The 23,042-nt window shown below is 69.0% G+C and carries 21 protein-coding genes; 11 read left to right on the top strand and 10 right to left on the bottom strand.

What is annotated here, in order from left to right; translation table 11 throughout:
• Positions 1 to 76 precede the first annotated feature (76 nt).
• Genes JGU66_01350 through JGU66_01340 form a run of 3 tightly spaced genes read left to right on the top strand, consistent with a single transcriptional unit; the run spans position 77 to position 2,603 of the window.
• The gene (locus tag JGU66_01350; GenBank protein MBJ6759388.1) at positions 77 to 826 is read left to right on the top strand and encodes a HEAT repeat domain-containing protein; all 750 of its coding nucleotides are present in this window, start codon (positions 77 to 79) and stop codon (positions 824 to 826) included.
• Entirely contained in the window at positions 823 to 1,563 is a 741-nt protein-coding gene (locus JGU66_01345; protein MBJ6759387.1) for a signal protein, read from the top strand. The genes JGU66_01350 and JGU66_01345 overlap by 4 nt, the downstream gene beginning before the upstream one ends.
• Positions 1,560 to 2,603 carry a hypothetical protein gene (locus JGU66_01340; protein MBJ6759386.1) on the top strand — a complete coding sequence of 348 codons (1,044 nt, stop codon included), beginning with the start codon at positions 1,560 to 1,562 and terminating at the stop codon, positions 2,601 to 2,603. Before JGU66_01345 ends, JGU66_01340 begins: the two co-directional genes overlap by 4 nt.
• A 3-nt stretch (positions 2,604 to 2,606) precedes the next feature.
• On the opposite strand, the gene JGU66_01335 is transcribed toward JGU66_01340, so the two are convergent.
• The 6 genes from JGU66_01335 to JGU66_01310 form a co-directional block, all read right to left on the bottom strand.
• Positions 2,607 to 5,528 (bottom strand): exonuclease, encoded by a 2,922-nt coding sequence (locus tag JGU66_01335; GenBank protein MBJ6759385.1) that lies wholly within the window; start codon positions 5,526 to 5,528, stop codon positions 2,607 to 2,609.
• A gap of 55 nt (positions 5,529 to 5,583) precedes the next feature.
• The gene (locus JGU66_01330; protein MBJ6759384.1) at positions 5,584 to 6,009 is read right to left on the bottom strand and encodes a cupredoxin domain-containing protein; all 426 of its coding nucleotides are present in this window, start codon (positions 6,007 to 6,009) and stop codon (positions 5,584 to 5,586) included.
• 78 nt (positions 6,010 to 6,087) lie between these two features.
• Positions 6,088 to 7,266 (bottom strand): hypothetical protein, encoded by a 1,179-nt coding sequence (locus tag JGU66_01325; GenBank protein MBJ6759383.1) that lies wholly within the window; start codon positions 7,264 to 7,266, stop codon positions 6,088 to 6,090.
• A 43-nt stretch (positions 7,267 to 7,309) separates the two neighbouring features.
• Positions 7,310 to 7,744, bottom strand: coding sequence for a hypothetical protein (locus JGU66_01320; GenBank protein MBJ6759382.1), 435 nt, complete (start codon positions 7,742 to 7,744; stop codon positions 7,310 to 7,312).
• A 40-nt stretch (positions 7,745 to 7,784) separates the two neighbouring features.
• Positions 7,785 to 8,837, bottom strand: a complete 1,053-nt coding sequence (locus JGU66_01315) for a diguanylate cyclase (protein MBJ6759381.1) — start codon at positions 8,835 to 8,837, stop codon at positions 7,785 to 7,787.
• A 107-nt stretch (positions 8,838 to 8,944) separates the two neighbouring features.
• Positions 8,945 to 9,565 carry a tRNA (guanine-N7)-methyltransferase gene (locus JGU66_01310; GenBank protein ID MBJ6759380.1) on the bottom strand — a complete coding sequence of 207 codons (621 nt, stop codon included), beginning with the start codon at positions 9,563 to 9,565 and terminating at the stop codon, positions 8,945 to 8,947.
• Between the two features lie 84 nt (positions 9,566 to 9,649).
• On the opposite strand from JGU66_01310, the gene JGU66_01305 reads away from it, so the two are divergent.
• The 8 genes from JGU66_01305 to JGU66_01270 all read left to right on the top strand — a co-directional run bounded on the left by JGU66_01305 (position 9,650) and on the right by JGU66_01270 (position 19,250).
• Positions 9,650 to 10,576 carry a bifunctional riboflavin kinase/FAD synthetase gene (locus JGU66_01305; GenBank protein MBJ6759379.1) on the top strand — a complete coding sequence of 309 codons (927 nt, stop codon included), beginning with the start codon at positions 9,650 to 9,652 and terminating at the stop codon, positions 10,574 to 10,576.
• A gap of 194 nt (positions 10,577 to 10,770) precedes the next feature.
• Positions 10,771 to 12,471, top strand: coding sequence for a type IV-A pilus assembly ATPase PilB (gene pilB / locus JGU66_01300; protein ID MBJ6759378.1), 1,701 nt, complete (start codon positions 10,771 to 10,773; stop codon positions 12,469 to 12,471).
• Between the two features lie 42 nt (positions 12,472 to 12,513).
• Entirely contained in the window at positions 12,514 to 13,635 is a 1,122-nt protein-coding gene (locus JGU66_01295) for a type IV pilus twitching motility protein PilT (GenBank protein MBJ6759377.1), read from the top strand.
• Between the two features lie 55 nt (positions 13,636 to 13,690).
• Positions 13,691 to 14,947 (top strand): type II secretion system F family protein, encoded by a 1,257-nt coding sequence (locus JGU66_01290; protein ID MBJ6759376.1) that lies wholly within the window; start codon positions 13,691 to 13,693, stop codon positions 14,945 to 14,947.
• Positions 14,948 to 15,005: 58 nt separating this feature from the next.
• Entirely contained in the window at positions 15,006 to 16,538 is a 1,533-nt protein-coding gene (locus JGU66_01285) for a PAS domain-containing protein (protein ID MBJ6759375.1), read from the top strand.
• Positions 16,539 to 16,555: 17 nt separating this feature from the next.
• Complete coding sequence (locus JGU66_01280; protein MBJ6759374.1) at positions 16,556 to 17,998, top strand: sigma-54-dependent Fis family transcriptional regulator; 1,443 nt, start codon at positions 16,556 to 16,558, stop codon at positions 17,996 to 17,998.
• On the top strand, positions 17,995 to 18,546 hold the full coding sequence (locus tag JGU66_01275) for a GNAT family N-acetyltransferase (GenBank protein ID MBJ6759373.1): 552 nt from the start codon (positions 17,995 to 17,997) through the stop codon (positions 18,544 to 18,546). Before JGU66_01280 ends, JGU66_01275 begins: the two co-directional genes overlap by 4 nt.
• Positions 18,547 to 18,599: 53 nt before the next feature.
• Complete coding sequence (locus JGU66_01270; GenBank protein MBJ6759372.1) at positions 18,600 to 19,250, top strand: WbqC family protein; 651 nt, start codon at positions 18,600 to 18,602, stop codon at positions 19,248 to 19,250.
• On the opposite strand, the gene JGU66_01265 is transcribed toward JGU66_01270, so the two are convergent.
• Genes JGU66_01265 through rffA form a run of 4 tightly spaced genes read right to left on the bottom strand, consistent with a single transcriptional unit; the run spans position 19,240 to position 23,034 of the window.
• Positions 19,240 to 20,094 (bottom strand): class I SAM-dependent methyltransferase, encoded by an 855-nt coding sequence (locus JGU66_01265; GenBank protein ID MBJ6759371.1) that lies wholly within the window; start codon positions 20,092 to 20,094, stop codon positions 19,240 to 19,242. The two genes, JGU66_01270 and JGU66_01265, sit on opposite strands and share 11 nt — an antisense overlap.
• Entirely contained in the window at positions 20,094 to 20,891 is a 798-nt protein-coding gene (locus JGU66_01260; GenBank protein ID MBJ6759370.1) for a phytanoyl-CoA dioxygenase family protein, read from the bottom strand. The genes JGU66_01265 and JGU66_01260 overlap by 1 nt, the downstream gene beginning before the upstream one ends.
• Positions 20,888 to 21,883, bottom strand: a complete 996-nt coding sequence (locus JGU66_01255; protein MBJ6759369.1) for a glycosyltransferase family 2 protein — start codon at positions 21,881 to 21,883, stop codon at positions 20,888 to 20,890. Before JGU66_01255 ends, JGU66_01260 begins: the two co-directional genes overlap by 4 nt.
• Positions 21,880 to 23,034 carry a dTDP-4-amino-4,6-dideoxygalactose transaminase gene (gene rffA / locus JGU66_01250; GenBank protein ID MBJ6759368.1) on the bottom strand — a complete coding sequence of 385 codons (1,155 nt, stop codon included), beginning with the start codon at positions 23,032 to 23,034 and terminating at the stop codon, positions 21,880 to 21,882. The genes JGU66_01255 and rffA overlap by 4 nt, the downstream gene beginning before the upstream one ends.
• Positions 23,035 to 23,042 lie beyond the last annotated feature (8 nt).

Raw genomic sequence — 23,042 nt, 5'->3', positions numbered from 1 at the left:
CGGACCGGGGGAGCGTCCGGGCGGCCCCCCGCTGTTCGGCGAAGCGTGCGCGGGGCTACACTCCAAGCCCCCCACCATGTGGCCGTCCACCGCCTTTCTTCTCTGTCTCCTGCTCGCGCCGTGGGCCGCCTCCGCGCAGACGGACACGCGCATCGCCTTCCTCGGGCGCCAGCTCGGGCAGGGAAAGGACCCCCGTACCCGTTCGCAGGCGGCCCTCGTGCTGGGCGCCACGGAGGACCCCGAGGCGGTGCCGGTGCTCTGCTCGGGGCTTCATGATCCGAGTGAGCTGGTGCGCTCGGCGGTGGCCAAGGGGCTCGGGGCGCTGCTGGAGCCGGCGGGCCTGACGTGCCTCCAGGATCACAAGGGCGAGGCGGACGCGGGAGTGCAAGCCGTGGTGGCGGACGCCATCCAGGCCCTGAAGACCTATCAAGCGCGCGCGCCTCGCCTGTACCTGGCGGTGGACGCGGTGAAGGACCGGACGGGCACGCTGTCCGCGGACCTGGTGAAGGTCACGGAGACGCGCCTGCGCTCCCGGCTGATGCGCAAAGGGGCATGGTTGGCGCCTGCGCGCGAGGCCAAGGCGGCGGCCAAGGGCATCCTGAAGAAGTGGGGCGTGCACGGCTACCGCATCACCGCCGAGATCCAAGCAACGGAGAACGGCGGGCTGAGAATCGGCATTGTCTGCATGAGCTATCCCGAGCTGACGTTGATGGGGCAGGTAGAGGTCCATGCCGCGGGTGCGCCGGCCGCGGATCTCCTCAAGGCGCTCATCCCGAAAGCCATCGAGGAAGCGGCGGACACCTTCGAGTGGAGCAGCGAGACATGACGACGACGAGCACCGCGCCCGGTGCACCCCCCCGGCGGCGCTGGCGCAACTATCTCCTCGACGCGAGCTTCCAGCTCAAGCTCACCGCGTACATCGTCGGGGTGTCCCTGGTGCTGGCGGCGCTCTTGGGCGTGTTCCTGGTGCGCGCGGCCAACTCGCTGATGCGAGAGACGTCCACGGCGGTCGAGGCGCGCTCGCGCGCGGCGGAGGTGAGCCGCGAGCTGTCCGGCGCGACGCTGTCCAACGAGCTGCTGACGCACATGGCTGACCCCTCCTTCGAGGCGAAGTTCCGCGAGCAGGCGCGGCTCATCGATGCCAGCTACGAAGCTGAGCGGTCCGCCATCGTCGCCCAGCGCGCCGAGCTGGAGCACCACCAGCGGATGACCTGGTGGGTGTTGGGCGGCTGCCTGCTGGGCTTCATCGTGGTGGTGGCCATGGGCACCATCGTCGTGACGCACCGGGTGGCCGGCCCCTTGTTCCGCATCAAGCGCATGGTGGGCGACGTGGCCGACGGCCGCCTGCGTCCGCCACCCTACGGCCTGCGTGATGGTGACGAGCTGCGAGACGTGTTCGACGCCACGCTCGGCATGGTGCAGCGCCTGCGCACCTTGCAGGAGGAGGACGCGCGGGTGCTGGCGCACGCGCTGGCTCAGGCGCGCAAGTCCGGTGCGTCGGGTGAGTGGGTGGATGCACTGAGCGCGCTGGAGGCGCGTTACCGGGAACGGCTGGCGCGGTGAAGCGACCGAGCGGTGCCTCGGAGGACGTGCGTGAGCTGCGCGATGCGCTGGAGGTGGCCCAGGCGGAGCTGCGCCGCACGCGTGAGCACCTGGACAAACTGAGGGAGCATCACACCAAGGAGCGCGACGGACTTCAGGAGGCGCTGGAAGAGGCGCGTCGCGAGGCGGTTCGCCAGCGGGCTCGCGCGGAGCAGGCCGAGGCTCGCGAGGGCGAGCTGCGGCGGTCGCGCGAAGTCGCTGCTCGGCCCCGGGCACCTGCGGCGCTCTGGCCTTCACCGGAGTCCGGGTCGGGGGCCTCGGCGGAGCGACCTCTTCGCCCGGCGAACACCCTCGTCGCGCTGCCGCGTCCTCCGGGGGTGACGGAGGAGGTGGTGCGCGCGCTCGCGGAGGTGCTGAAGCTGTCGGCGGTGGACATCCGGTTGCGACTCTCCCAGCCGCCACCCGTCCTGCTGGCGAGGGTGAACGAGGCGGCCGCGGCCACGCTCGTCGAAGCCCTGCGCGCGGCGAGCTTCACCCCGGTGGTGTGCGAGCTGGCGTCTCGCGCCGCGCTCCGGCTGCCTCGGGTTCGCGCGTTCGCTCTGGATGTCGATCGCCTGCACCTCACGACGGAGCTGTCCGTGCCGTTGGAGGTCTCGACCACGGACGTCCGATTGGTGGTGCGAGGTCAGCGCGCGCGTGTGGAGCCGGCGCCTGAGCTGATTCCCATCTTCCCCCAGTCCCCCCGCTGGCGGACGACACCGGCCGAGGCGAAGCACACGTCCACCGAGCACTTCCTATGGGTCTTCGGCGAGGGTTTCCGCGCGTCCTTCGACGAGAGCACCGACCTCCGCGGCCTGGGAGAGACTCGTCGCGCCCCGACGCACTTCGCGGGACTCCAGGCCCTGATGGAGGCACTGCGCTGGCGCGCTCCGCACGCCGTGGTGGATGACCGGCTGCTGCGCATGCCGAGGCTGACGCTGCCCTTCGTGGACGAGGACTTGGGGCAGGAGGTGTTCGCGGACCTGCTGTTCCAGTCCGTTCGCGCGGGCCTCTGGCCGTGAGCCTCACACGCGCGTGCTGTCGGCGGTGAGGCCCATCTCCTTCAACTCCGTGTGCAGCAGCAGTCGCGCCTGGGCCCACGGCAGCGCTTCCACGCGGTAGCCCGACAGGGCCTGCATCAGGTGCGGGCGATAGCTGGCGTGGCCCGGGTCCGCCACGATGACGATGCCTCGGTCCGAGGCCGAGCGGATCAGCCGCCCCACGCCTTGCCGCAGCAGGAGCAGCGCGCGCGGCAGTCGGTAGTGGAGGAAGCCCAGGTACTCGTTGCCCTTGGCGATGGGCTCCTCGCGCGCGGCCACCAGCGGACGGGTGGCGGGCTCCAGCGGGAGCTTGTCGATGAAGACGCAGCCCACGCCGCGCCCGGGGATGTCCACGCCCTGCCAGAAGCTCTTGGTGCCCAGCAGCACCGTGCCCGTGTCCCGCTCCTGACGCGCCGCGAGCGAGCGACTGTGGCCACGCGACTGGCGCATGACCTCGATGCCGTGGGGCTCCAGTCGCGACTGGACCTCGCGGGCCACACGCTCCAGTCGCCGCGTGGAGGCGAAGAGTCCCAGGAGTCGGCCTCCCATCACCTGGGCCAGTCCAGAAACGCGGCCCGCGGCCCAGTCGATGAACGGCTCTTCGTGCGCGCGCGGCGCGTCCGTGACGAGCACCACGAGCGCCTGCTCGCGCAACTGGAAGGGCGTGCTCGCGCGCAAGAGGCGCGGGGCCGGTGCCTCGTTGCGCCCGTCCAGTCCGAGCCGCCGCAACACGAACGGGAAACCCTCGCCGGTGCCCAGCGTGGCGGAGGCCATGACGAGCGTGCGCTTGCTCGCCGCGAAGTCGCGAGACACGTAGCCGGAGACGTCCACGGGCTGCGCGCCCACGCTCCATCGCTGGCGGCGAGGCTCCGCCGTGGCGGCGTAGCAGCGCCCATCCACGGCCTCGCCCGAGAGTTCCCCTGCGAGCACCGTCAGCTCCTGCAGCTCCGTGTTGGCGCCGGACAGCTCGCGCTCCAGTGAAGGCATGCGCGCCGCGAGTTCCGGCAGGGCCTCCAGCATGCGCACGGACAGCAACAGGTGCAGCCGTTGCAGCGCGCCGCGCACGGCCTGGAGCCCATCCTGGACAGGAGCCCAAGCAGGCAGGGCGCGCACGGTGGCGGTGATGCGCAGCTCGGGGGCGTAGGCACCTTCCTCGGCGTCCTCGCCTGGAACGGCGGAGGCCGGCTCGCACAGGGACGTGATGCGCTCGCCCAGGTCGCGCGCTTCGACGAGCAGGGCCTGGAGTGCGCTCTCGACCTCGCCCATCACCGTTTTCGAGTCCGCGCGTCGCGTGGTGCTCAAGGCCCGGCGCAGCTCGGCGAACAGGCCGTGTCGTCCGTCTCGGCCGTGGAGTCGCTCGGTGAGTCGGAAGAAGGCGGAGTCGGACAGCTCCACGGCGAGCGCCGTGGTGGCCACGTCCTCCACTTCGTGCGCCTCGTCGAGGACCAGGTGCTCCAGCTTCGGATAGCGAGCGGGCCAGGCGAACGCGAGCGACTGGTTGATGACGAGGACATCCGCCTCGCGCGCCTGCGCCACCGCCGAGTGGTAGAAGCAGCGGTGGTGATGCGGGCACTTCTCGCCCAGCGTCGTCGCCGCCTCGGAGCGAACCGCGGGCACCAGTCCCAACAGCACCGGGAAGCGCTCGCGGAACCAGTGGCTCAGCTTGTCCAGGTCTCCATCGCCGCTGCGGCGCAGGTACGCGCGCAGGTACGCCCGAGGCGCGCGAGCCGCATGGCGCATCCCCGGCTCCACGCGCGTGGCCTCCAGCGCGCGCCGCCGGCACAGGTAGTTCGACTGGCCCTTCAGCAGCGCGTATCCGAACGCGCCACCGGTGGCGCGGTGAAGGCGCGGCAGGTCCTTGTCGAGGAGCTGGTCCTGAAGTGTCTTCGTGTGCGGCGCGACGCCCACCTTGCGGCCATTGCGCGCGGCGAACAGCGCGGCGGGCGTGAGGTACGCGAGCGACTTGCCCGTGCCCGTGCCGGCCTCGACCGCCAGGTGCCCGCCGTCCGACAGCGCGCGCGCCACCGCGTGCGCCACGTCGAGCTGCGCGGGGCGACTGAGGAAGCCATCGCCGCGCTTCTCCATCGCGCCCTCGGGACCGAGCACGGCGGTGACCTCGTCGAGGTGGACAGGCAGCACCGGCGTATCCGGCTCCGGCTCCGGGCGGGCCGTGGGGCCTCCGACGCGCAGCCGCTCGGGCTTCGCGCGCAGGAACCCTTGGGTCTCCAGCGCGAGGGGCGCGGGCCGCTGGCGACACATGTCGCGCAAGCCCGTGAGCAGCTCCAGCAGCGGGCGCTCCTCCTCGTCGAACGGCGTCGCATCCCCGGTGCGCCGCGTGGCCACGCGAGGATCCAACGTGGAGAGCAGATCCGCGATGTCATCGCCACGCCCGCCCGCGATGCACGCGTCCATCACCTGCACGAGCACCGCGTGCACGGCTTCGCAGTCATGCAGCGCGCGATGTGGCTGGCGTACCCCCAGCTTCGCCCAGCGCAGCAGCGACTCCAGCGAGTGGCTGGGCAGCTCCGGATGCAGGTAGTGCATCAGCTCGCACGAGTCGAGCACTGGCGCCTGGATGGGACCCAGCACGTCCGGGAGGAACCCCTTCTCGAAGGGCGCGTTGTGCGCCACCACCGTCCACCCGGCGAGCCGCTCGCGCAGCTCCGCCGCGTCCGTGCCGAAGCGAGGGTGTCCCGCGAGGTCCGCATCGCTCAGGCCCGTGAGCCGGCGGATGGTGAGGTTCAGAGGACGAGAGGCGGCGTACAAGCGCCCGAGGCGCTCCACCTCGCGGCCTTGCTCGAAGAAGATGCAGCCGACCTCGATGATCTCGTCGACGCGGGGATCGAGTCCCGTCGTTTCGAGGTCGAGGAAGACATGTCGGGTGAAGAGCTCCGCCGCGCCGCCCATGAAGGGCTGGCAGCCTACCTGCCCCGGTGCGGCGCGCCAGTCCTCACCAACCTGCTCAGTCCACCAGGAAGGTGCCGGAGACCATCTTCCCCATCGCGCAGCCGTACACCAGCTTGCCGGACTTGCTCGGAGTGAAGGAGATCTCCACCGGCGTGTCGAGCGGGAGCTTGGTGTCGATGTGGTACTCGTCCATCACCAGCTCGGTGGCGCACGTCTGGTCCGTCTTGCGCGTCACCACCAGCTTCACGGGCTCGCCCTGCTTGAGCGTCACGGGGCTGGGCTCGAAGCCGTGCTCGTTCACGGTGAGGTCCACCACGCGCACGCCGTTCTCGCGCTTCTCGGGCACTTTCGGCTGACTCGGCTTCTCCGCCGTGCCGGACTCCTTGGTGCAACCCTGCTGCGAGGCGCCCAGCGCCGCGATGGTGGCCGCCGCGGCGACCGCCAGCCACGGCTTGATGATGCGAGAGAAGAAGGGGCGCATGGGGGACCTCGGACAGCGCGGACAGAGGGACAGCGCGGACGGACGCCCCAGCGCGGGACGCCCGTCCTTCAGCGGGCTTCAGGCCTCGGGCGTGGCCACGGGCTCGAAGCGGAGCAGGGCGTGCAGCGGGACGAACAGCTCGTGTCCCGGCTCACCCAACAGCAGGTCGAAGCGCCCCACGTGCATGATGGGCGCCTGCACCGTGATGCCGTTGCGCAGCACCAGCTTCACCTCGTCGCCCAGGTGAGGCAGGAACGGACGCGGATCCGAGAAGGGCCGCTTGTCCGGCTGCCGCGCCACCTGCGCCGGCTTCTGCGTGAGCTTCGCGTCGCGCTCCACGGCCGGCAGCAACCGCTCCCAGTCCGCGCGCCGCGCGATGAGCACCACCTGGAGCTTCTCCATCCGGCCTGTGCGCTCCAGCGTCAGCGCGATGGCCTCTTCCGTCACCAGGGTGTCCAGAAGTGAACGCTCGGCCAGCACGACGGACAGCTCGGCCTTCTGCTGCATGAGTGTGGACAGGAAGTCCGACACGGTGGCGTTGTCCACCTCGCCGCGCGCCTGCTTGATGGCGGCCTTGCGCTGCGTGCGCTCCTTGCGCGCCATGAACTCGGCCACGGTCAGGCCGCTCTGCAGCACGCCGAAGGCATCGCCCAGCGACAGCGCCGAGTTCTGGCCCATCAGCTCGTAGACCTGATCGAACCGCTTGGCCTCCTCGGCGTGGAGCTTGCGCCAGATGCGGCACTTCATCTTGCCCTCGAGCTCGCCCTTGGCGATGCGCGCGGGCACGTGCTCGCGCGTGGCCAGCGCGAGAATCTGCTCGGGCGTGGGCGGCGGACGGGGCGTGCTGGGCCGAGGCGCGAAGCGGCCTCCACCAAAGCCTCCCGGACGCGGCCCGGACGGAGCGGCACCGGGCGGGCGCGGACTCATCGGCCGAGGCGCCGCGCCGGTCAGAGGCCGAGGCGTGGGGCGCGCCGCTGCCTGCGCGGACGTGTCCTCCACCACGGGCACGGGCTCCGAGGACGCCGCTGGGGCGGCCGGGGCCACGGGCTGCGGCGGCCTTGGCGTGGGAGCCACGCCCGTGGGTCGCGGGACGGGCGAGGGAGTGGGCGACGCGCCCACGGGCCGAGGAGTCGGCGTGGGCCGCGGCGAGGGCGAAGGGGTCGCGGGTGGAGTCGTCGAAGCGCCTCCGGGCGTCGTGCCCGGGCGCCGGATGACTTCGACTGCGGGGACCACCCGCCGTGTCTTCCGATCGTTCACGGTTGTACGTTACCTGATGCGCGCGGGCCGGGCATGCCCGGACTCACGGCTGGAGGGATGCTGAGAGGTCGACTTTCCATCCGGACGGCTCCCTCACCATCCGAACCTCGCTCGTGCCACCCGATGAGCGAACGAGCACGGTGGCTTCGTCGCCCTCCTGGCGCACCAGCGAGACCTCCGTAACATCGGGAGGCGGGGGGACATTCGCGAAGAAGAGCGCGAGCGGTTCGGGCTTCACCGTCCCACCCGAGGCTTCGCTCACCTGCTGCGCGCGCTTCGCCAGCGTCTGCTGAGTCCCTTGTGACAGCGCAGCGTATGCCTTCTGCAAGTCTTGCTCATCGCGCTGGCTCAAGCCGCGCTGCGCGTGCCCGTGGAAGGTCCGGTAGGCCTTCATGGGCGTGTCGGGCTGACCCACGCTGCAGCCGCCCAGGGCGAGCAGGACCAGCAACAGACAGGTCGTTGTGGAGGTCGCGCGCATGAATCCCGGTATTAGGTCAAAGCGTCGCCGGGGGAAAGCCTCAGGTGAGGCCGCCCGGATGCTGGTGGACGCGATTGCGGCCCGCGCCCTTGGCTTCGTAGAGGCTCGCGTCGGCGGCGCGCAGCAGCGTCTCCGCACTGGGCAGGTCCGTGGCGGGCACGGTCGCCAGCCCCAGGGATGCGGTCAGGCGGACGCTCTGTCGCGTCCCGTCCGCGCTCGGGTGCACGACCTCCAGGTTCTCGATGGCCTCGCGCACGCGCTCGCACGCGCGCAGGGCATCGGTGGGAGCGGCCTCGGGGAGCAGGGCGATGAACTCCTCGCCGCCATAGCGCGCCAGCAGATCCACCTCGCGCAGCCGCGAGCGCGCCGTCTGGGCCACGGCCTTGAGCACCTCATCTCCGAAGGGGTGCCCGAAGGTGTCGTTGATGCGCTTGAAGTGGTCGATGTCCAGCATCACCAGCGACAGGTGGGACTGGTAGCGCCGCGCGCGGAGGAACTCCTCGTTCATCCGCTCCTCGAAATATCGCCGGTTGAACAGGCCCGTGAGCGCGTCCGTGCGGCTGAGCGCGAGCAACTCCTCGCGCTTGCGCGCCAGCTCCTTGTTGGCCTTGTCCAACTCGCGGTTCTTCTCCACCAGCGCGTCCTGCAGCACCTTCAGGCGCAGCATGGACTTCACCCGCGCGCCCAGCTCCAGCATGTCGAAGGGCTTCACCAGGTAGTCGTCCGCGCCCAGCTCCAGCCCCTCCACCTTGCCGGCCGCCTGCCGCGCCGTCATCAGGATGATGGGGATGAAGCCGAAGCCGCCCTCGCCCGCGTTCGCCTTGACGATGCGGCACACCTCCACGCCGCCCAGCCCGGGCATCTCCACGTCCATCAGGATGAGGTCGGGCCGGCTCTCGCGGATGGCGGACAGCGCCTGGGCGCCGTTGTTCGCCTCGCGAAAGGTGTAGCCGTAGGGGGACAGGCCGTCGCGGACATGGGCGAGCTGGGCCGGGTCATCGTCCACCAGCAACACGGTGCGACCCATGAACTCGTTGCCGGGCGGTGATCGACGGGTGACCTCCTGCGTCTTCTTCCTGTCGCCGTCTCCCATGCTGAGTCGCCCCCGGTGCCGTCCTCCCGCCGAGCGGGAGCCCGGACGATTCTCACCCGGCGTGTCATGGAAGCCAAGAGGTCCCGAGAGGGCGCTCGTCCCAAGGGTCAGCCGGGCTTCACCAGCCGTGCCCTGTAGACGGGCTCCCCGCTCGCCAGATAGCGCCGCTCGCGCGTCGAGGGCACCTCCTCCGGGTCATAAGGATGGAAAACGCCGGAACCCAAGGGGTTCTGGAATCCTGAGGATTCCAGGATGGAGAGCATGGTGACCCCGCGGTCCTGGACGTCGGTGCGCATGTCGAAGCGGCCGCCGGGGGCGAGCTTGTCCAGGAGGAGCTGGGTGAACTCGGGCTGGATGACGGCGCGCTTGGCATGCGAGCGCTTCCACCAGGGGTCCGGGAACTGGAGGTGGATGCAGGACAGGGAGCCGGACGCGAAGATGCGCGGGACGACGAAGCGGGCGTCGGACTCGATGACGCGCAGGTTCTTCAGGCCGAGCTTCTCGCCGCGGGACTGGGTGTCGCGCGCGTACTTCTTGCGCCACTCGAAGGCGACGAAGCGCACGGTGGGATTGCGGCGGCAGTACTCCAGCGCGTGCCCTCCGGCGCCCGAGCCAATCTCCAGCTCCAGGGGGCCGGTGAAGCCGAACTCGGCATCCCAGTCCGGGGGGGTGTCCAGGGTGACGAACTTGAGTCCGACCGGGTCGGGCAGCAGAGGAGGGCGGGGCATGGCGGGCGCGAGGGGGCGCCTCTAAACATGGAGGCGCGGCGGTTGACCAGGGCAAAAGCGCTGGCGGTGGTATACCGAGGAGCCATGAAGGTCTTCCACTCGGTGCCGGAGGCCGGGCACCAGCTCGCTGGGCAGGCGCTCGCGCTGGGCAACTTCGATGGCGTCCACCTGGGCCACCAGGCGCTCTTCGCGGAGGCGCGCCGGCAGGGTCCCGCCGCGGCGCTCACCTTCCTGCCCCATCCTGGCAAGGTGCTGCAGCCGGAGCTGGCGCCCAAGCTCATCACCCTGTTGCCGCGCAAGCTGGAGCTGTTCGAGGCGTGCGGCTTGTCCGCGGCCGTGGTCCAGCCTTTCTCGCGCGAGTATGCGCGGGTATCCCCCTCGGACTTCGAGGCGGCGCTGTTGGATGGGCTGAAGGTCTCGCACCTGGTGGTCGGGGGTGACTTCACGTACGGCGCCGCGCGAGGCGGAACGGTGGCCACGCTGCGCGAGGCGGCCGCGCGCCGAGGTGCCCAGGTCCACGTGGTCCCGGTGGTGAATGTGGACGGCGTGGTGGCCTCGTCGTCCAAGGTGCGCGAGTACATCCTGGAGGGTCGGGTGAGCGCCGCGCGTCGGCTGCTCGGCCGCCCGTTCGACCTGGACGGCACGGTCGTCTCGGGCGCCGGGCGGGGGCGCACCATTGGCTTCCCCACCGCCAACGTGGACACTCAGAACGAGCTGCGCCCCGCGCCGGGGGTGTACGCCATCCGTGTGCGCCTGACGGCGGAACCCAACGGTCCCTGGCGCCCGGGCGCGGCGAACATCGGTGTGAAGCCCACCTTCGGCGGCTCCGAGGTGACGATCGAAGCGCACCTGCTGGACTTCAGTGGGGACCTGTACGGCCAGGAGCTGCGCGTGCAGTTCCTGGAGCGGCTGCGCCCCGAGCAGCGCTTCGGCTCCGCCGCGGAGTTGGTGGGGCAGATCAAGCGCGATGTCGAGGCCGCACGCGCCGTGATTGCCCGCGCCGACGGCTGACGAATTCCCGTGTTCCTTCAATGGGTTGGCGTGACCTCAGGGGCACGGGGGCGCCTTGACAGTCCTCGGGTCCGTTTCCTCTAATCCCGAGGGAATCGTGCCAAGGTGAAGACCCACTGAAGCACATCCCCGTCGCGCTCCGGGCGCGGTGGGGAGCTGGTCCGTTTTCTCCATCCGCTCAAGAGGCTTCAAGAATGTCCGGTCGACTCGGTGAACTGCTGGTGCGCGAGAACCTCATCTCCGTCCAGCAGCTGCGCAAGGCCCAGGAGGAGCAGCAGAAGAGCGGCACGCGCATCGGCACCGCGCTCATCAAGACGGGCGCCATCGAGGAGTCGAAGCTCACGGACTTCCTGTCGAAGCAGTACGGCGTGCCGGCCATCAACCTGAAGGACTTCGACATCGACCCGGACATCATCAAGCTGGTTCCCAAGGAGGTGGCCGAGAAGCATCTGGTCATCCCGGTGAACCGCGCCGGGCCGTCGCTCATCGTCGCCATGTGCGATCCGTCGAACATCTTCGCGGTGGACGACCTGAAGTTCCTCACCGGCTACAACATCGAGACGGTGGTGGCCTCGGAGGTCTCCATCCGCGAGTCCATCGAGCGCTACTACGCGGAGAAGGGCCCCTCGCTCGAGGACATCGTCGGCGACGTGGGCGACGACATCGAGCTGGCCAAGGAGGAGCACGAGAACCTCGAGGAGATGGCCAAGGCCGCGGATGACGCGCCGGTCGTCAAGCTCGTGAACCTCATCCTCATGGACGCCATCAAGAAGCGCGCGTCCGATATCCACATCGAGCCGTACGAGAAGGACTTCCGGGTCCGCTTCCGCATCGACGGCGTGATGTACGAGGTGATGCGCCCGCCGATGAAGCTGCGCAACGCCATCACCAGCCGCTTGAAGATCATGGCCTCGCTCGACATCTCCGAGCGCCGCCTGCCGCAGGACGGCCGCATCAAGATCAAGATGGGCGGCGGCAAGGAGATGGACTTCCGCGTGAGCGTGTGTCCCACGCTCTTCGGCGAGAAGGTCGTCATGCGTCTGCTCGACAAGAGCAACCTCCAGCTCGACATGACCAAGCTGGGGTTCGATCCGAAGCCGCTGGCGGACTTCAAGGAAGCCATCGACCGGCCCTACGGCATGGTGCTGGTGACGGGACCCACGGGCTCCGGCAAGACGACGACGCTGTATTCCGCGCTGTCGTCGCTCAATGACGTGGGCACCAACATCTCCACCGCGGAAGACCCCGTCGAGTTCAACTTCGGCGGCATCAACCAGGTGCAGATGCATGACGACATCGGCCTGAACTTCGCCGCCGCGCTGCGCTCGTTCCTCCGCCAGGACCCCGACATCATCATGATCGGTGAGATCCGCGACTTCGAGACGGCGGAAATCGGCGTGAAGGCGGCGCTCACCGGCCACCTGGTGCTCTCCACGCTGCACACCAACGACGCCCCGGGCACGGTCAGCCGTCTGCTCAACATGGGCATCGAGCCGTTCCTCGTGACGGCCTCGCTCAACCTCATCCTCGCCCAGCGTCTGGCGCGCCGCCTGTGCCCGGCCTGCAAGAAGCCCGCGGACAAGGTGGACGAGCAGGCCCTCATCGACGCCGGCGTCCCGCCGGACAAGCTGGGCTCCTTCACCATGTACGAGAAGGTCGGCTGCCGCGACTGCAACGACCGTGGCTACCGTGGCCGCGTGGCCATCTACGAGGTCATGCCCTTCTGGGACGGCCTCAAGGAGCTGGTCATCAACGGCGCGTCCGCCGCCGAGCTGAAGCAGGAGGCGATCCGGCTGGGCATGAGCAGCCTGCGCATGAGCGGTTTGCGCAAGATGATGGATGGCCTCACCACGCTCGAAGAGGTGGTGGGCAACACCGCGCCGGACCGCTTCTAGTCACCGCTTCTCCTCCCTACCCCCGAGACAGGACACGCATCCGTGGCCAACCTGCACCAGCTCCTGAAGGCGATGGTCGAGAAGGGCGCCTCCGACCTCCACATCACCACCGGCTCTCCGCCGCAGCTGCGCGTGGACGGCGAGCTGGTGCCGCTCAAGACGGCACCGCTCACGCCGGTGGAGACCAAGCAGCTCTGCTACTCCATCCTCACCGACGCGCAGAAGCACAAGTTCGAGGAGGAGAACGAGCTGGACCTGTCGTTCGGCGTGAAGGGGCTCTCGCGCTTCCGCGCGAACATCTTCATGCAGCGTGGCGCGGTGGCCGGCGCGTTCCGGACCATTCCGTTCAAGATCCTCACCTTCCAGGAGCTGGGCCTGCCGCCGGTGGTGGCCGAGCTGGTGAAGAAGCCGCGCGGCCTCATCCTGGTGACGGGACCCACGGGGTCGGGCAAGTCCACCACGCTGGCCTCGATGATCGACAAGATCAACACCGAGCGTCATGAGCACATCATGACCATCGAGGACCCCATCGAGTATCTGCATCCGCACAAGAACTGCCTCGTCAATCAGCGCGAGGTGGGTGCGGACACGCGGAACTTCAAGACGGCCCTCAAGTACATCCTCCGCCAGGATCCGGACGTGGTGCTGGTCGGTGAGTTGCGCGACCTGGAGACCATCGAGGCGGCGCTCACCATCGCGGAGACGGGCCACATCTGCTACGCGACGCTCCACACCAACAGCGCGGTGCAGACCATCAACCGCGTGCTGGACGTGTTCCCGCCGTACCAGCAGCCGCAGGTTCGCGCCCAGCTCTCCTTCGTGCTGGAGGGCGTGATGAGCCAGTCCCTGCTGTCACGCGCGGGCAGCCCGGGCCGCGTGCTGGCGCTGGAAGTGATGGTGCCCAACCCCGCCATCCGGAACCTCATCCGTGAGGACAAGGTCCACCAGATCTACTCGTCCATGCAGGTCGGTCAGGCCAAGTACGGCATGCAGACCTTCAACCAGGCCCTGGCGGCGCTGCTGAGCCGGCGCCTCATCTCCCAGGACGAAGCCTTTGGCCGGTCGAGTGATCCGGACGAGCTGCGCAACATCCTGTCCACGAGTGGCGCCTCCGGGCCGGGACCTGGTGGCCAGCGGCCGGCCGGCGGTACGGGCGCTCGTTAGTTTTCGGGAATGAAGACCACGGGGTAGAGTCGCCCCCCTCCGCGGAGGTCCAGGTATGGCAGCACCGGCAGTGCAACAGAAGGCGGCGGCGCCCAAGAAGAACACGGCCCAGTTCCTCTGGGAGGCGAAGACCAAGAGCGGAGAGACGAAGAAGGGCGAGATGGAGGCCATGGACGTGGAGGCGGTCAATGCCCGCCTCAAGTCCCTCGGCCTCAACCCCACGAAGGTGCGCAAGAAGAGCGCCCTCGACGGGGAGATCTCCCTGCCCGGCATGGGCGGGGTGACGGGCAAGGACATCCTCATCTTCACGCGTCAGTTCGCGACGATGATCGACGCGGGTCTCCCGCTGGTGCAGTGTCTGGACATCCTCGCCAGCCAGATGGACAACCCCGCCTTCAAGAAGGTGGTGTTCGCCATCAAGGGCAAGGTGGAGCAGGGCAGCACCTTCGCGGATGCCCTGAAGGACCACCCCAAGGTCTTCGACGAGCTGTACATCCAGCTGTGCGCGGCCGGTGAGGTCGGCGGTATCCTCGATACCATCCTCAACCGTCTGGCGGCCTACCGCGAGAAGAGCGAGAAGCTGAAGCGCAAGGTCAAGGGCGCGATGACCTATCCGGCCATCGTCATCCTCGTGGCCATCGGCGTGACGGCGCTGCTGCTCCTCAAGGTGACGCCGGTGTTCGCCAAGATGTTCGCGGACTTCGGCCAGAAGCTGCCGGCGCCCACCCAGATGGTGGTGGACATCTCGGAGATCGCGCAGGCGTACTACCTGCACGCCATCATCACCATCGCGGTGCTGGTGTTCTCCTTCAACTACAGCTACCGGCAGCCCAAGGGCCGCAAGTTCTGGGACCGGGCCTTCCTGTCCGCGCCGCTGTTCGGCAACGTGCTCCGCAAGGTGGCCGTGGCGCGCTTCACCCGCACGCTGGGCACGATGATCTCCTCTGGCGTCCCCATCCTGGACGCGCTGGACGTGACGGCGAAGACAGCCGGTAACCGCACGGTGGAAGAGGCCATCTACTACGTGCGCGGGAAGATCTCCGAGGGCAAGAACATCGCGGGCCCGCTGCTGGAGACCAAGGTGTTCCCGTCCATGGTAGTGCAGATGATCGGCGTGGGCGAGGCCACGGGCGCCATGGACACGATGCTCAACAAGATCGCCGACTTCTACGATGACGAGGTGGATACCGCCGTCAGCGCGCTCACGTCGATGATCGAGCCGTTGCTCATGGTGTTCCTCGGCGGCGTGGTCGGTGGCTTCCTCATCGCCATGTACCTGCCCATCTTCTCCATTGCCGGTGCCATCAAGTAGTCCCGCGGAGGTCGGCGCGCGCACGCAGTCCAGTGGACTGGGCACGCGCCTGGTGTGGTTGGTGTCGTTCCGGACCGTGTCGGCGAGCCTCTCGCTCGTCATCACGGTGGCGCGGCTGCTTGCGCATCCCTTGCAGGAACCCAGTCGCGCGGACTCGTGGTTCTTCGCTGTCATCGTCGGTGCGTACATCTCCACCGTCGTTTCGGGCCTGCGGCTGCGCCGCGGCACGGCGGGCAAGGGGGATGCCGCCGGTCAGGTGGTGAGCGACGTCATCATCGCCACGGGACTGGTGTACCTGAGCGGTGGGGCGGACTCTCCGCTCACCTTCCTCTACAGCCTGGCGGTGATGGGCGCGGCCGCAGTGCTCGACCGGCGCGGCGCGCTGTGGGCGGCTGCGGGTTCGATACTCGCCTTTACGGCCATGCTGGTCGGTGGGCGGATCGCCGCGGCGGAAGGAGGGGCCCTCGTCACGGGCCGCCTCCTCTTCGTCCTCGGCGGCAACGCGCTGGCGCTCGGGCTCATCGCGGTGCTGTCGGGCTACCTGTCGCGGCAGCTCTTCGCGGCGGGCGGTGCCCTGTCACAGAGCGAGGCGGACCTGCGGCGGCTGGGGCGGCTCCAGCAGCAGATCCTCTCGTCGATGCCCTCGGGACTGGTGACGTGCAGTGCCCAGCGCCGCATCACCTTCGTCAACGCGGCGGGCAGCCTCATCCTTCATGCGGAGCCGGCCGCGTGCGTGGGGCAGCCCCTGGAGAACGTGATGCCCGGGGCCTCCGCGCTGGCGCCGCGCGCGTCGCGTGGCGAGCTGTCGGTGGAGACGCCTGGAGGCCGCAGGACCTTGGGCCTGTCGGTGACGCCCCTGGATGGTGAGCCCGGCGCGCTCCTCATCGTCTTCCAGGACCTCACCGAGTTGCGGCGCATGGAGGAGGACCTGCGTCGAGCAGATCGCCTGGCCAGCCTGGGCGCGCTGTCGGCGCAGCTCGCGCACGAGCTGCGCAATCCGCTGGCGGCGATGCGTGGCTCGGCGCAGCTCTTGTCCCAGGAGTACGCGCGCGACGCGATGGTGCAGAAGCTCACCGGTATCCTCGTGCGCGAGGCGGACCGGCTGGCGCGGCTGGTGGAGGACTTCCTTCGCTTCGCGAGGCCGCCTGAGCCCCAGCGTCGCCCGGTGGCGCTGGAGGCGCTGCTGGTGGAGACGGTGGACATGCTTCGCGCGGATCCGCTGGCGCGCGAGGTCAAGGTGGAGGTGTCCGCTCCGGACCGACTGACGGCGCCGGTGGATCCGGATCAGCTCCGGCAGGTGCTCATCAACCTCGTGCGCAATGGCGTGCAGGCGGCGGGGCCTCGGGGCGCGGTGCGGGTGGCGCTGTCGCAGGCGGAGCGTGAGGCGCAGATTCGCGTGTGGGACTCGGCGGGCAGCATCACGGAGGAGATGATGGGGCACCTGTTCGAGCCATTCTTCACCACCCGGGATGGCGGCACGGGCCTGGGCCTGTCCACCGCGCACTCCATCGTCCGAGCGCACGGGGGCAGCATCCGGGTGCGTTCGCATCCCGCCGAGGGCACGGAGTTCATCGTGGGGTTGCCGCTGTGAGCGCGACGACAGGAGACATGGGGCTGCGCGGGCACATCCTCGTGGTGGACGACGAACTGTCCATGCGCGAGTACCTGGAGGTGTTGCTCATCCGCGAGGGCTACTCGGTGACGAGCGTGGCGGGCGTGAAGCCCGCGCGCGAAGCGCTCTCTCGCGAGAGCGTGGACCTGGTCATCTCCGACATGAAGCTCGGCACGGGCAGCGGGCTGGACGTGCTGCGCGAGGCTCGGAGTCGACGCGAGCCTCCCGAGGTGGTGCTCATCACCGCCTTCGGCACGCCGTCCGCCGCCGTGGAGGCCATGCGCGAGGGCGCGTACGACTACCTCTGCAAGCCCTTCGACAACGAGGAGCTGCGGCTGCTGGTGCAGAAGGCGCTGGAGAAGCGCGCCCTGCGGCAGGAGAACACCAACCTGAAGGCGCGGCTGTTGCCGGGGCTGGGCGGGCTCCTGGTGGGGCAGAGCGCGCGCATGCAGTCGGTGTGGCAGCTCGTGGAGAAGGTGGCGCCCAGTCGCAGCACGGTGCTCATCGCGGGCGAGAGCGGCACGGGCAAGGAGCTGGTGGCCAAGGCCATCCACCTGCGCAGCCAGCGCGCGACACAGCCGTTCCTGCCGTTCAACTGCGCGGCGCTCAACGAGGGCGTGCTGGAGAGCGAGCTGTTCGGCCACGTGAAGGGCGCCTTCACCGGCGCCACGCACGACCGTCAGGGCCTGTTGGCCTCTGCGGGCGAGGGCACGGTGATGCTGGACGAGGTCGGGGAGATGCCCCTGGCCACCCAGGTGAAGCTGCTGCGCGTGTTGCAGGAGCGCAAGGTGAAGCCAGTGGGCAGCGCGGCGGAGGTGCCCTTCGTGGCGCGGGTCATCGCCGCGACGAATCGCCGACTGGAGGCCGAGGTTCAGGCGGGGCGCTTCCGCGAGGACCTCTTCTATCGCCTCAACGTCATCACCGTGGAGCTGCCGCCGCTGCGAGACCGCGTGGGAGACATCGCGGTGCTGGCGAACCACTTCCTGTCGCGCATGGCGGAGGAGCTGGGGCGTCCGGGCCTCCGCTTCGCACAGGAGACACTGGGGCTGCTGGAGCACTACGCGTTTCCGGGCAACGTGCGGCAGCTCCAGAACATGGTGGAGCGGGCCGCCACGCTGTCGGACTCGGATCTGCTTGGACCTGCGACGCTGCCTCCCGCGGTGCGAGGCGAGGCCGAGCCGGCGGCCCGCCACGCCGAGGCGGGGGAGCCTTCGCTGGGGTCAGGATTCAACCTGGAGCGCCACCTGGACGACAGCGAGCGGCGCTATCTGTTGTCCGCGCTCAAGCAAGCCGGGGGCGTGAAGACGCGGGCCGCGGAGTTGCTCGGATTGTCGTTCCGCTCGTTCCGCTACCGGCTGGCCAAGCACGGCCTCACGGATGACCTGGACGAGCCTCACGCTTCGTCGGGGCGAAGCTCGGGGAGCGGGAGCGGGGCATGAGCGCGGGAGTCGCCGCGAGCGACGTTCGACTGGCGCCTCTGGCCCTGGAGCACGCGCCGGCGATGCTCCGTTGGATGCGAGAGCCCTCGGTGCGCTGGGGCGTGGGCGTGCGCTCCGAGCCCTCGATGGAGCGCACGGTCGAGTGGATCCACCGCGCCCTGTCGCCCGACAGCGGCGTGCACGCGTTCGCCATCCATTTGTCCGGGCAGCACGTGGGCAACGTGGTCCTGGACCGGGTGGATGCATGGCTGGGGACCGCGCGGCTCTCCATCTACGTGGGCGAGTCGACCCACCGAGGCCGTGGCGTGGGGCGCGCGGCCGTCCGCCTGGTGCTGCGTCACGCGTTCCGGACCCTGGGCCTCTTCAAGGTCTGGCTCGTCGTGCACGAGGAGAACGCGGCGGCGCGGCGCACCTATGCCTCGCTGGGCTTCGTGGAGGAGGGACGCCTGCGCGGCGAGTTCTTGCTCGGGGAGCGGCGTGTGGACGCGCTGTACATGGGGGTGCTCGCCTCGGAGATGCCCCTCGTGGACGATGAGGTGACGACGTGAAGGTCGCGGTGCTCCAGTCCAACTACCTGCCGTGGAAGGGGTACTTCGACCTGATGCGCTCGGTGGACCTGTTCGTCTTCTACGACGACGTCCAGTTCACCAAGAACGACTGGCGCCACCGCAATCGAATCAAGACACCGCGAGGGCCCGAGTGGTTGTCCCTCCCTGTGGGTGCGAAGATCCACCGGCTCATCTGCGAGGTGACCTTCACCGAGAGCACCTGGGCCGCGCGTCACTACGACATCCTTCGGCAGAACTACCGGCACGCCGCCTTCTGGCCACGCTACGGGCCGCTCTTGAAGGAGGCGTTGCTCGGGCGCGAATGGACTCACCTGTCCGCGCTGAACCAGCACCTCATCCTCCTCCTGGCGAAGGAGTTGGGCCTCACCACCGCGTTCCGCGACTCGCGCGAGTTCACGCTGACGGGCCACAAGGGCGAGCGGCTGATGGATCTGCTGACGCAGCTCGGGACGACGGAGTACGTGTCCGGTCCCGCCGCGTCCGCCTATCTGGACCCCGCCGCGTTCACCGCCGCGGGCATCCAGCTCACGTACTTCAGCTACCGGGGCTACCCCGAGTACCCGCAGCTCCATCCCCCCTTTGTTCACGAAGTGAGCGTGGTGGACCTGCTGTTCAACCAGGGGCCCGACGCGCCCCAGTCCATCTGGGGCTGGCGGGAGCGCGCCTCGGGCATCACTCCTTGATGGCCGTGAATCCCACGTACTTGTAGAGGGGGCGCGACAGGGGCAGCGCGGCCTTGAGCGTCTCGTCAACCATCGCGGCGTTGCTCTGGCGCACGTCGGGAGCGACGCCGGGAGCATTCACGAGGGAGGCCTGGCCGAGGAACCAGTAGTAGTGGAAGTCGACCTGGCCGAAGCCCACGCGCTGGAGCTGCTCGCGCAGCACCTCCTCGCGGAATCCGCCGAGGAAGTCCTTGCCATACTCGGCATGGCTGAAGGTCTCGGCGTCGATGCCGTAGGTGCGCTGCATCTCCTCGTCTTTGTACGCGACCGCTTCGATCTCCCGACGCAGCACCGGAGCGTAGTTACCACCGCGCTCCAGCGACTCCACCTGCTGCCAGAAATAGAAGTTGGGATCGAGGTCCGCGTAGAAACACCCGCCCGTCCGCAGCGCGCGCGCAGCGGTCTGCAGCGTGGGTTCGACCTCATAGAGATGGTGAAGGAACGAGTAGGCGGTGACGAGGTCGAAGGCACCGGGCTCGGCGGGGAAGGTCCCCGTGTCGTGCTGGTGCAGGGTGATGCGCGAGGGGCCTGTCCGGTCCACCTGCTCGAGCATGGCGGCAGTGACGTCCACGCCATGAATCTCGGGAACGAAGTGCTTCGCGATGCGGATGACGAACCCGGTGCCGCACCCCAGGTCGAGCATGCGCTTCGCTTGGGTGCGCGCGGCCAGCTCCCGCAGGCGCCCTTCCACGAAGCGCACATTCTCCGGGCGGAAATGAGGCTCCGTCTTCTCGTAGATGGCTGCCAGTCGCGAGTGGACTTCGATGTTGGCGGCAATCACCTGGTCATTCTTGGCCGTGGTCACTACTCGGTCTCCTGCTGGAACTTCCGCAGCGCGGGGGGGACGTAGTACTCGTCGAGCGACGCGGGCACCTGCGCCAGGAATCCTAGCTTCTGCCGCGCGCGGGGGGACATGGACGACAGGTCCATCTGCGCCATGGCGCGTGGAATGTCGATGCGTTGCTTCATGTAGGGGCGGCACATGTTGAGCGTGAGCGCGTGGCGCCAATCCGCCGTCCGGTTCACTCCGCCCGCGTGCCACAGTCGTGCGTTGAAGAAGAAGCCGCTGCCCGCGGGCGCGATGACGCGTCGGGCTCGCGCGAAGAACTCCTCCTCGGACGGGGCCTCGGCCTGAGTGTGGGACCTGGGCAGCAGCCAGGTCGCGCCGTTCTCCTCGGTGAAGTCATTGAGGAGCAGCGTGGCGCCCATGTTGGTGACGTACCCGGGAATGAGGCGAGGGCAGTCGACGTGAATGCGCGTCGAGTAGTTGTTGCCCTGGGGCGGCATTGACGAGGACGTGTAGGCGTACACGATGCAGCCCGGGCCCATGACCGCCTCGAAGGGGCGCATGACGGCCTCCTGGTCGAAGAGCGTCCAGAAGGCGCCGCCGTACATCGAGCACACCAGGACCATGTTCTCGTCGCGGTAGGCACGTCCTTGGTGCCACGCCTTCTCCTGCGCTACCGCCCGCGCGAGGTCCTCGCGCGCCTGGGCGATATAGGCGGGGGGCATCACGCCTCCGACCACGGCGTATCCGTCGGTGGCGATGCGCTCGCGGAGTTGCTCGGGCGTGGGGTTCGTCAGCACCTCGGCGGCACTCATCGCTGGGCCTCGTGGACTTCCCGCACGACATAGAGCGGGCGGTTCTGCACCTCGCGCAGGATGCGTCCGATGTAGAGGCTGGCCAGTCCCACGACGAGAATCTGCACGCCGCCCAGGAAGACCGTGATGGAGATGGTGGAGGTGTAGCCGGCCTGATAGTCCACGAAGAACAGCTTGCTGATGACGAGGAAGAGCACCATCAGCAGGCCGACGAGCGCGATCCCCATGCCGAGCGCCGCCGCCATCTTCAGGGGCAGGTCCGAGAAGGAGATGATGGTCTCCAAGGCCATGCGCAGGCGACGGCGGAAGTTGTAGCTGGAGCTGCCTCGCGTGCGCCGTTGGTGCCGCATGGGTTGGTAGGCATGACGGAAGCCGAGCCAGAACTCCAGCCCCGGGATGTAGCGACTCTTCTCCGTGAGCGAGTTGTACGCGTCCACGAAGCGCCGATTCATGATGCGCAGCGTGGCGCTGTTCTGCGGCACGGCATAGCCCGTGAGCCGGTTGAGCACCGAGTTGAAGGCATGAGAGGTCATCCGGTTGAGCCAGGTGACGTCCCTCATTTCGTAGAGGCCGTGGACGATGTCCGCCTCTCCGCGCTCCAGGTGCGCGAGCAGCGCGGGAATCTGGTCGGGCGGATCCTCCATGTCGACGTTGAGCATGCCGACGTACTGTCCGCGCGCGTGCTGGTAGCCACAGGACAGCGCGATGTGCTGGCCGAAGTTTCGGCTCAGCTCGATGACGCGCACGAACTTGAAGCGCGGCAGCACGTCGTTCAAGAGCACGTGGACGGAGGCGTTGCGGCTTCCGTCGTCCACGAAGATGAGTTCGGCGTGCTCGTCGATTCGCTCCTGCCCGAGGTGTCGCTGGAAGACGCGCTCGAACTCGGCGGCGAAGTCCGCGGCCAACTCGCCGTCGTTGTAGATGGGGACCACGAAGGAATAGCGCAGGCCCTCGCGGGAGGATTGGGTTCGGGTGTCCGGCGCGAGGCTCACGACCTGCGCGCCCCTTGCTCGATGCCGCGAATGAGTGCGGCGGCGGCATGGTCCACGTCTTCCAGATTCATTCCCCCATGGAGGGGGAGCCGGAGGAGCCGGGGGGCGAGGGCCTCGGTCTCGGGAAGCTCGGGCGTGGGCGCTCCCTCGGTTCTCGCGCGGGTCTGGAGCGGCGACAGGTGCAGCGGCTCGTAGTGGGACGCGACGCGGACCTGGTCGCCGGCCATGCGCTGGATGAGCGCCGCGCGGTCGACGTGGGCAGGGAGCCGGAGTGCGAACAGGTGGGCCGGATGCTGCGTCCCCGCGGGCGTGGCCTGGAGCTGGAGGCCGAGTCGGCCCTGCTGCTCCTCGAAGCGCTCATGGTAGCGATTCCACAAAGCCATCCGGTGGCGCTGCGACTCCTCGGCGTGTTCGAGCTGCGCCGCGAGGACCGCGGCGAGCACATCCGCCAGCAGCCAGCTGCTGCCCGCCTCCTGCCACGTGTACTTGTCCACCTCGCCGCGCAGGAAGCGCGAGCGGTCCGTGCCCTTCTCGCGGAGGATCTCCGCGCGCACGGCCAGCGCGGGGTCGGTGATGAGCAGCGCGCCGCCCTCGCCGCACGAGACGTTCTTGCTGCGATGGAACGAGAGGGCCGAGAGCTGCCCGAAGCTGCCCAGCGGTCTGCCGCTCGTGGAGGCGAAGAGCGCATGGGCAGCGTCCTCCACCAGGCGGATCCCGCGTGCGGCGCACATGCGCGCGATGCGCTCGGTGTCCTGGCTCACGCCTCCATACGGCATGGTCACCACCACCGTGGTGCGAGGCGTCAAGGCGGCCTCGAGCTGCGCGGCTTCCATGCTGAAGGTGTGAGGATCGACGTCGGCCCAGCGCAGGCGAGCGCCGCGCAGAGCGAATGCATTGGCCGTGGAGGAGAAGGTGTACGAGGGCAGGACGACCTCGTCCTGGGGCCCCACGTCGAGCGTGAGCGCAGCCAGCTCAAGGGCATGCGTTCCCGACGGAGTCAACAGGACCCGGGCCCCTGCCGTCCGCTCGCTCAGCATGCGGCTCGCCATCCGGGTGAATGGCCCATCGCCTTCGGTGTGGCCCGAGGCGAGTGACTCGCTGACGTAGCGGGTCTCGTTCGGCGCGGAGCAATGACGGGTGAAGAGAATCAATGAGCACC

Source organism: Myxococcaceae bacterium JPH2 (assembly GCA_016458225.1).
GTDB lineage: Bacteria > Myxococcota > Myxococcia > Myxococcales > Myxococcaceae > Citreicoccus.
This window is presented reverse-complemented; position numbering and strand designations above follow the sequence as displayed.

Excerpts from the sequence above, each read along its gene's own strand:
- JGU66_01275 (MBJ6759373.1), top strand. The coding sequence starts at position 17,995 with ATGAGCGCGGGAGTCGCCGCGAGCGACGTTCGACTGGCGCCTCTGGCC.
- JGU66_01330 (MBJ6759384.1), bottom strand. The coding sequence starts at position 6,009 with ATGCGCCCCTTCTTCTCTCGCATCATCAAGCCGTGGCTGGCGGTCGCC.
- JGU66_01320 (MBJ6759382.1), bottom strand. The coding sequence starts at position 7,744 with ATGCGCGCGACCTCCACAACGACCTGTCTGTTGCTGGTCCTGCTCGCC.
- JGU66_01310 (MBJ6759380.1), bottom strand. The coding sequence starts at position 9,565 with ATGCCCCGCCCTCCTCTGCTGCCCGACCCGGTCGGACTCAAGTTCGTC.
- JGU66_01350 (MBJ6759388.1), top strand. The coding sequence starts at position 77 with ATGTGGCCGTCCACCGCCTTTCTTCTCTGTCTCCTGCTCGCGCCGTGG.
- JGU66_01335 (MBJ6759385.1), bottom strand. The coding sequence starts at position 5,528 with ATGGGCGGCGCGGCGGAGCTCTTCACCCGACATGTCTTCCTCGACCTC.
- JGU66_01345 (MBJ6759387.1), top strand. The coding sequence starts at position 823 with ATGACGACGACGAGCACCGCGCCCGGTGCACCCCCCCGGCGGCGCTGG.
- JGU66_01315 (MBJ6759381.1), bottom strand. The coding sequence starts at position 8,837 with ATGGGAGACGGCGACAGGAAGAAGACGCAGGAGGTCACCCGTCGATCA.
- pilB (MBJ6759378.1), top strand. The coding sequence starts at position 10,771 with ATGTCCGGTCGACTCGGTGAACTGCTGGTGCGCGAGAACCTCATCTCC.
- JGU66_01280 (MBJ6759374.1), top strand. The coding sequence starts at position 16,556 with ATGGGGCTGCGCGGGCACATCCTCGTGGTGGACGACGAACTGTCCATG.
- JGU66_01290 (MBJ6759376.1), top strand. The coding sequence starts at position 13,691 with ATGGCAGCACCGGCAGTGCAACAGAAGGCGGCGGCGCCCAAGAAGAAC.
- JGU66_01270 (MBJ6759372.1), top strand. The coding sequence starts at position 18,600 with ATGCGCTCGGTGGACCTGTTCGTCTTCTACGACGACGTCCAGTTCACC.
- JGU66_01305 (MBJ6759379.1), top strand. The coding sequence starts at position 9,650 with ATGAAGGTCTTCCACTCGGTGCCGGAGGCCGGGCACCAGCTCGCTGGG.
- JGU66_01260 (MBJ6759370.1), bottom strand. The coding sequence starts at position 20,891 with ATGAGTGCCGCCGAGGTGCTGACGAACCCCACGCCCGAGCAACTCCGC.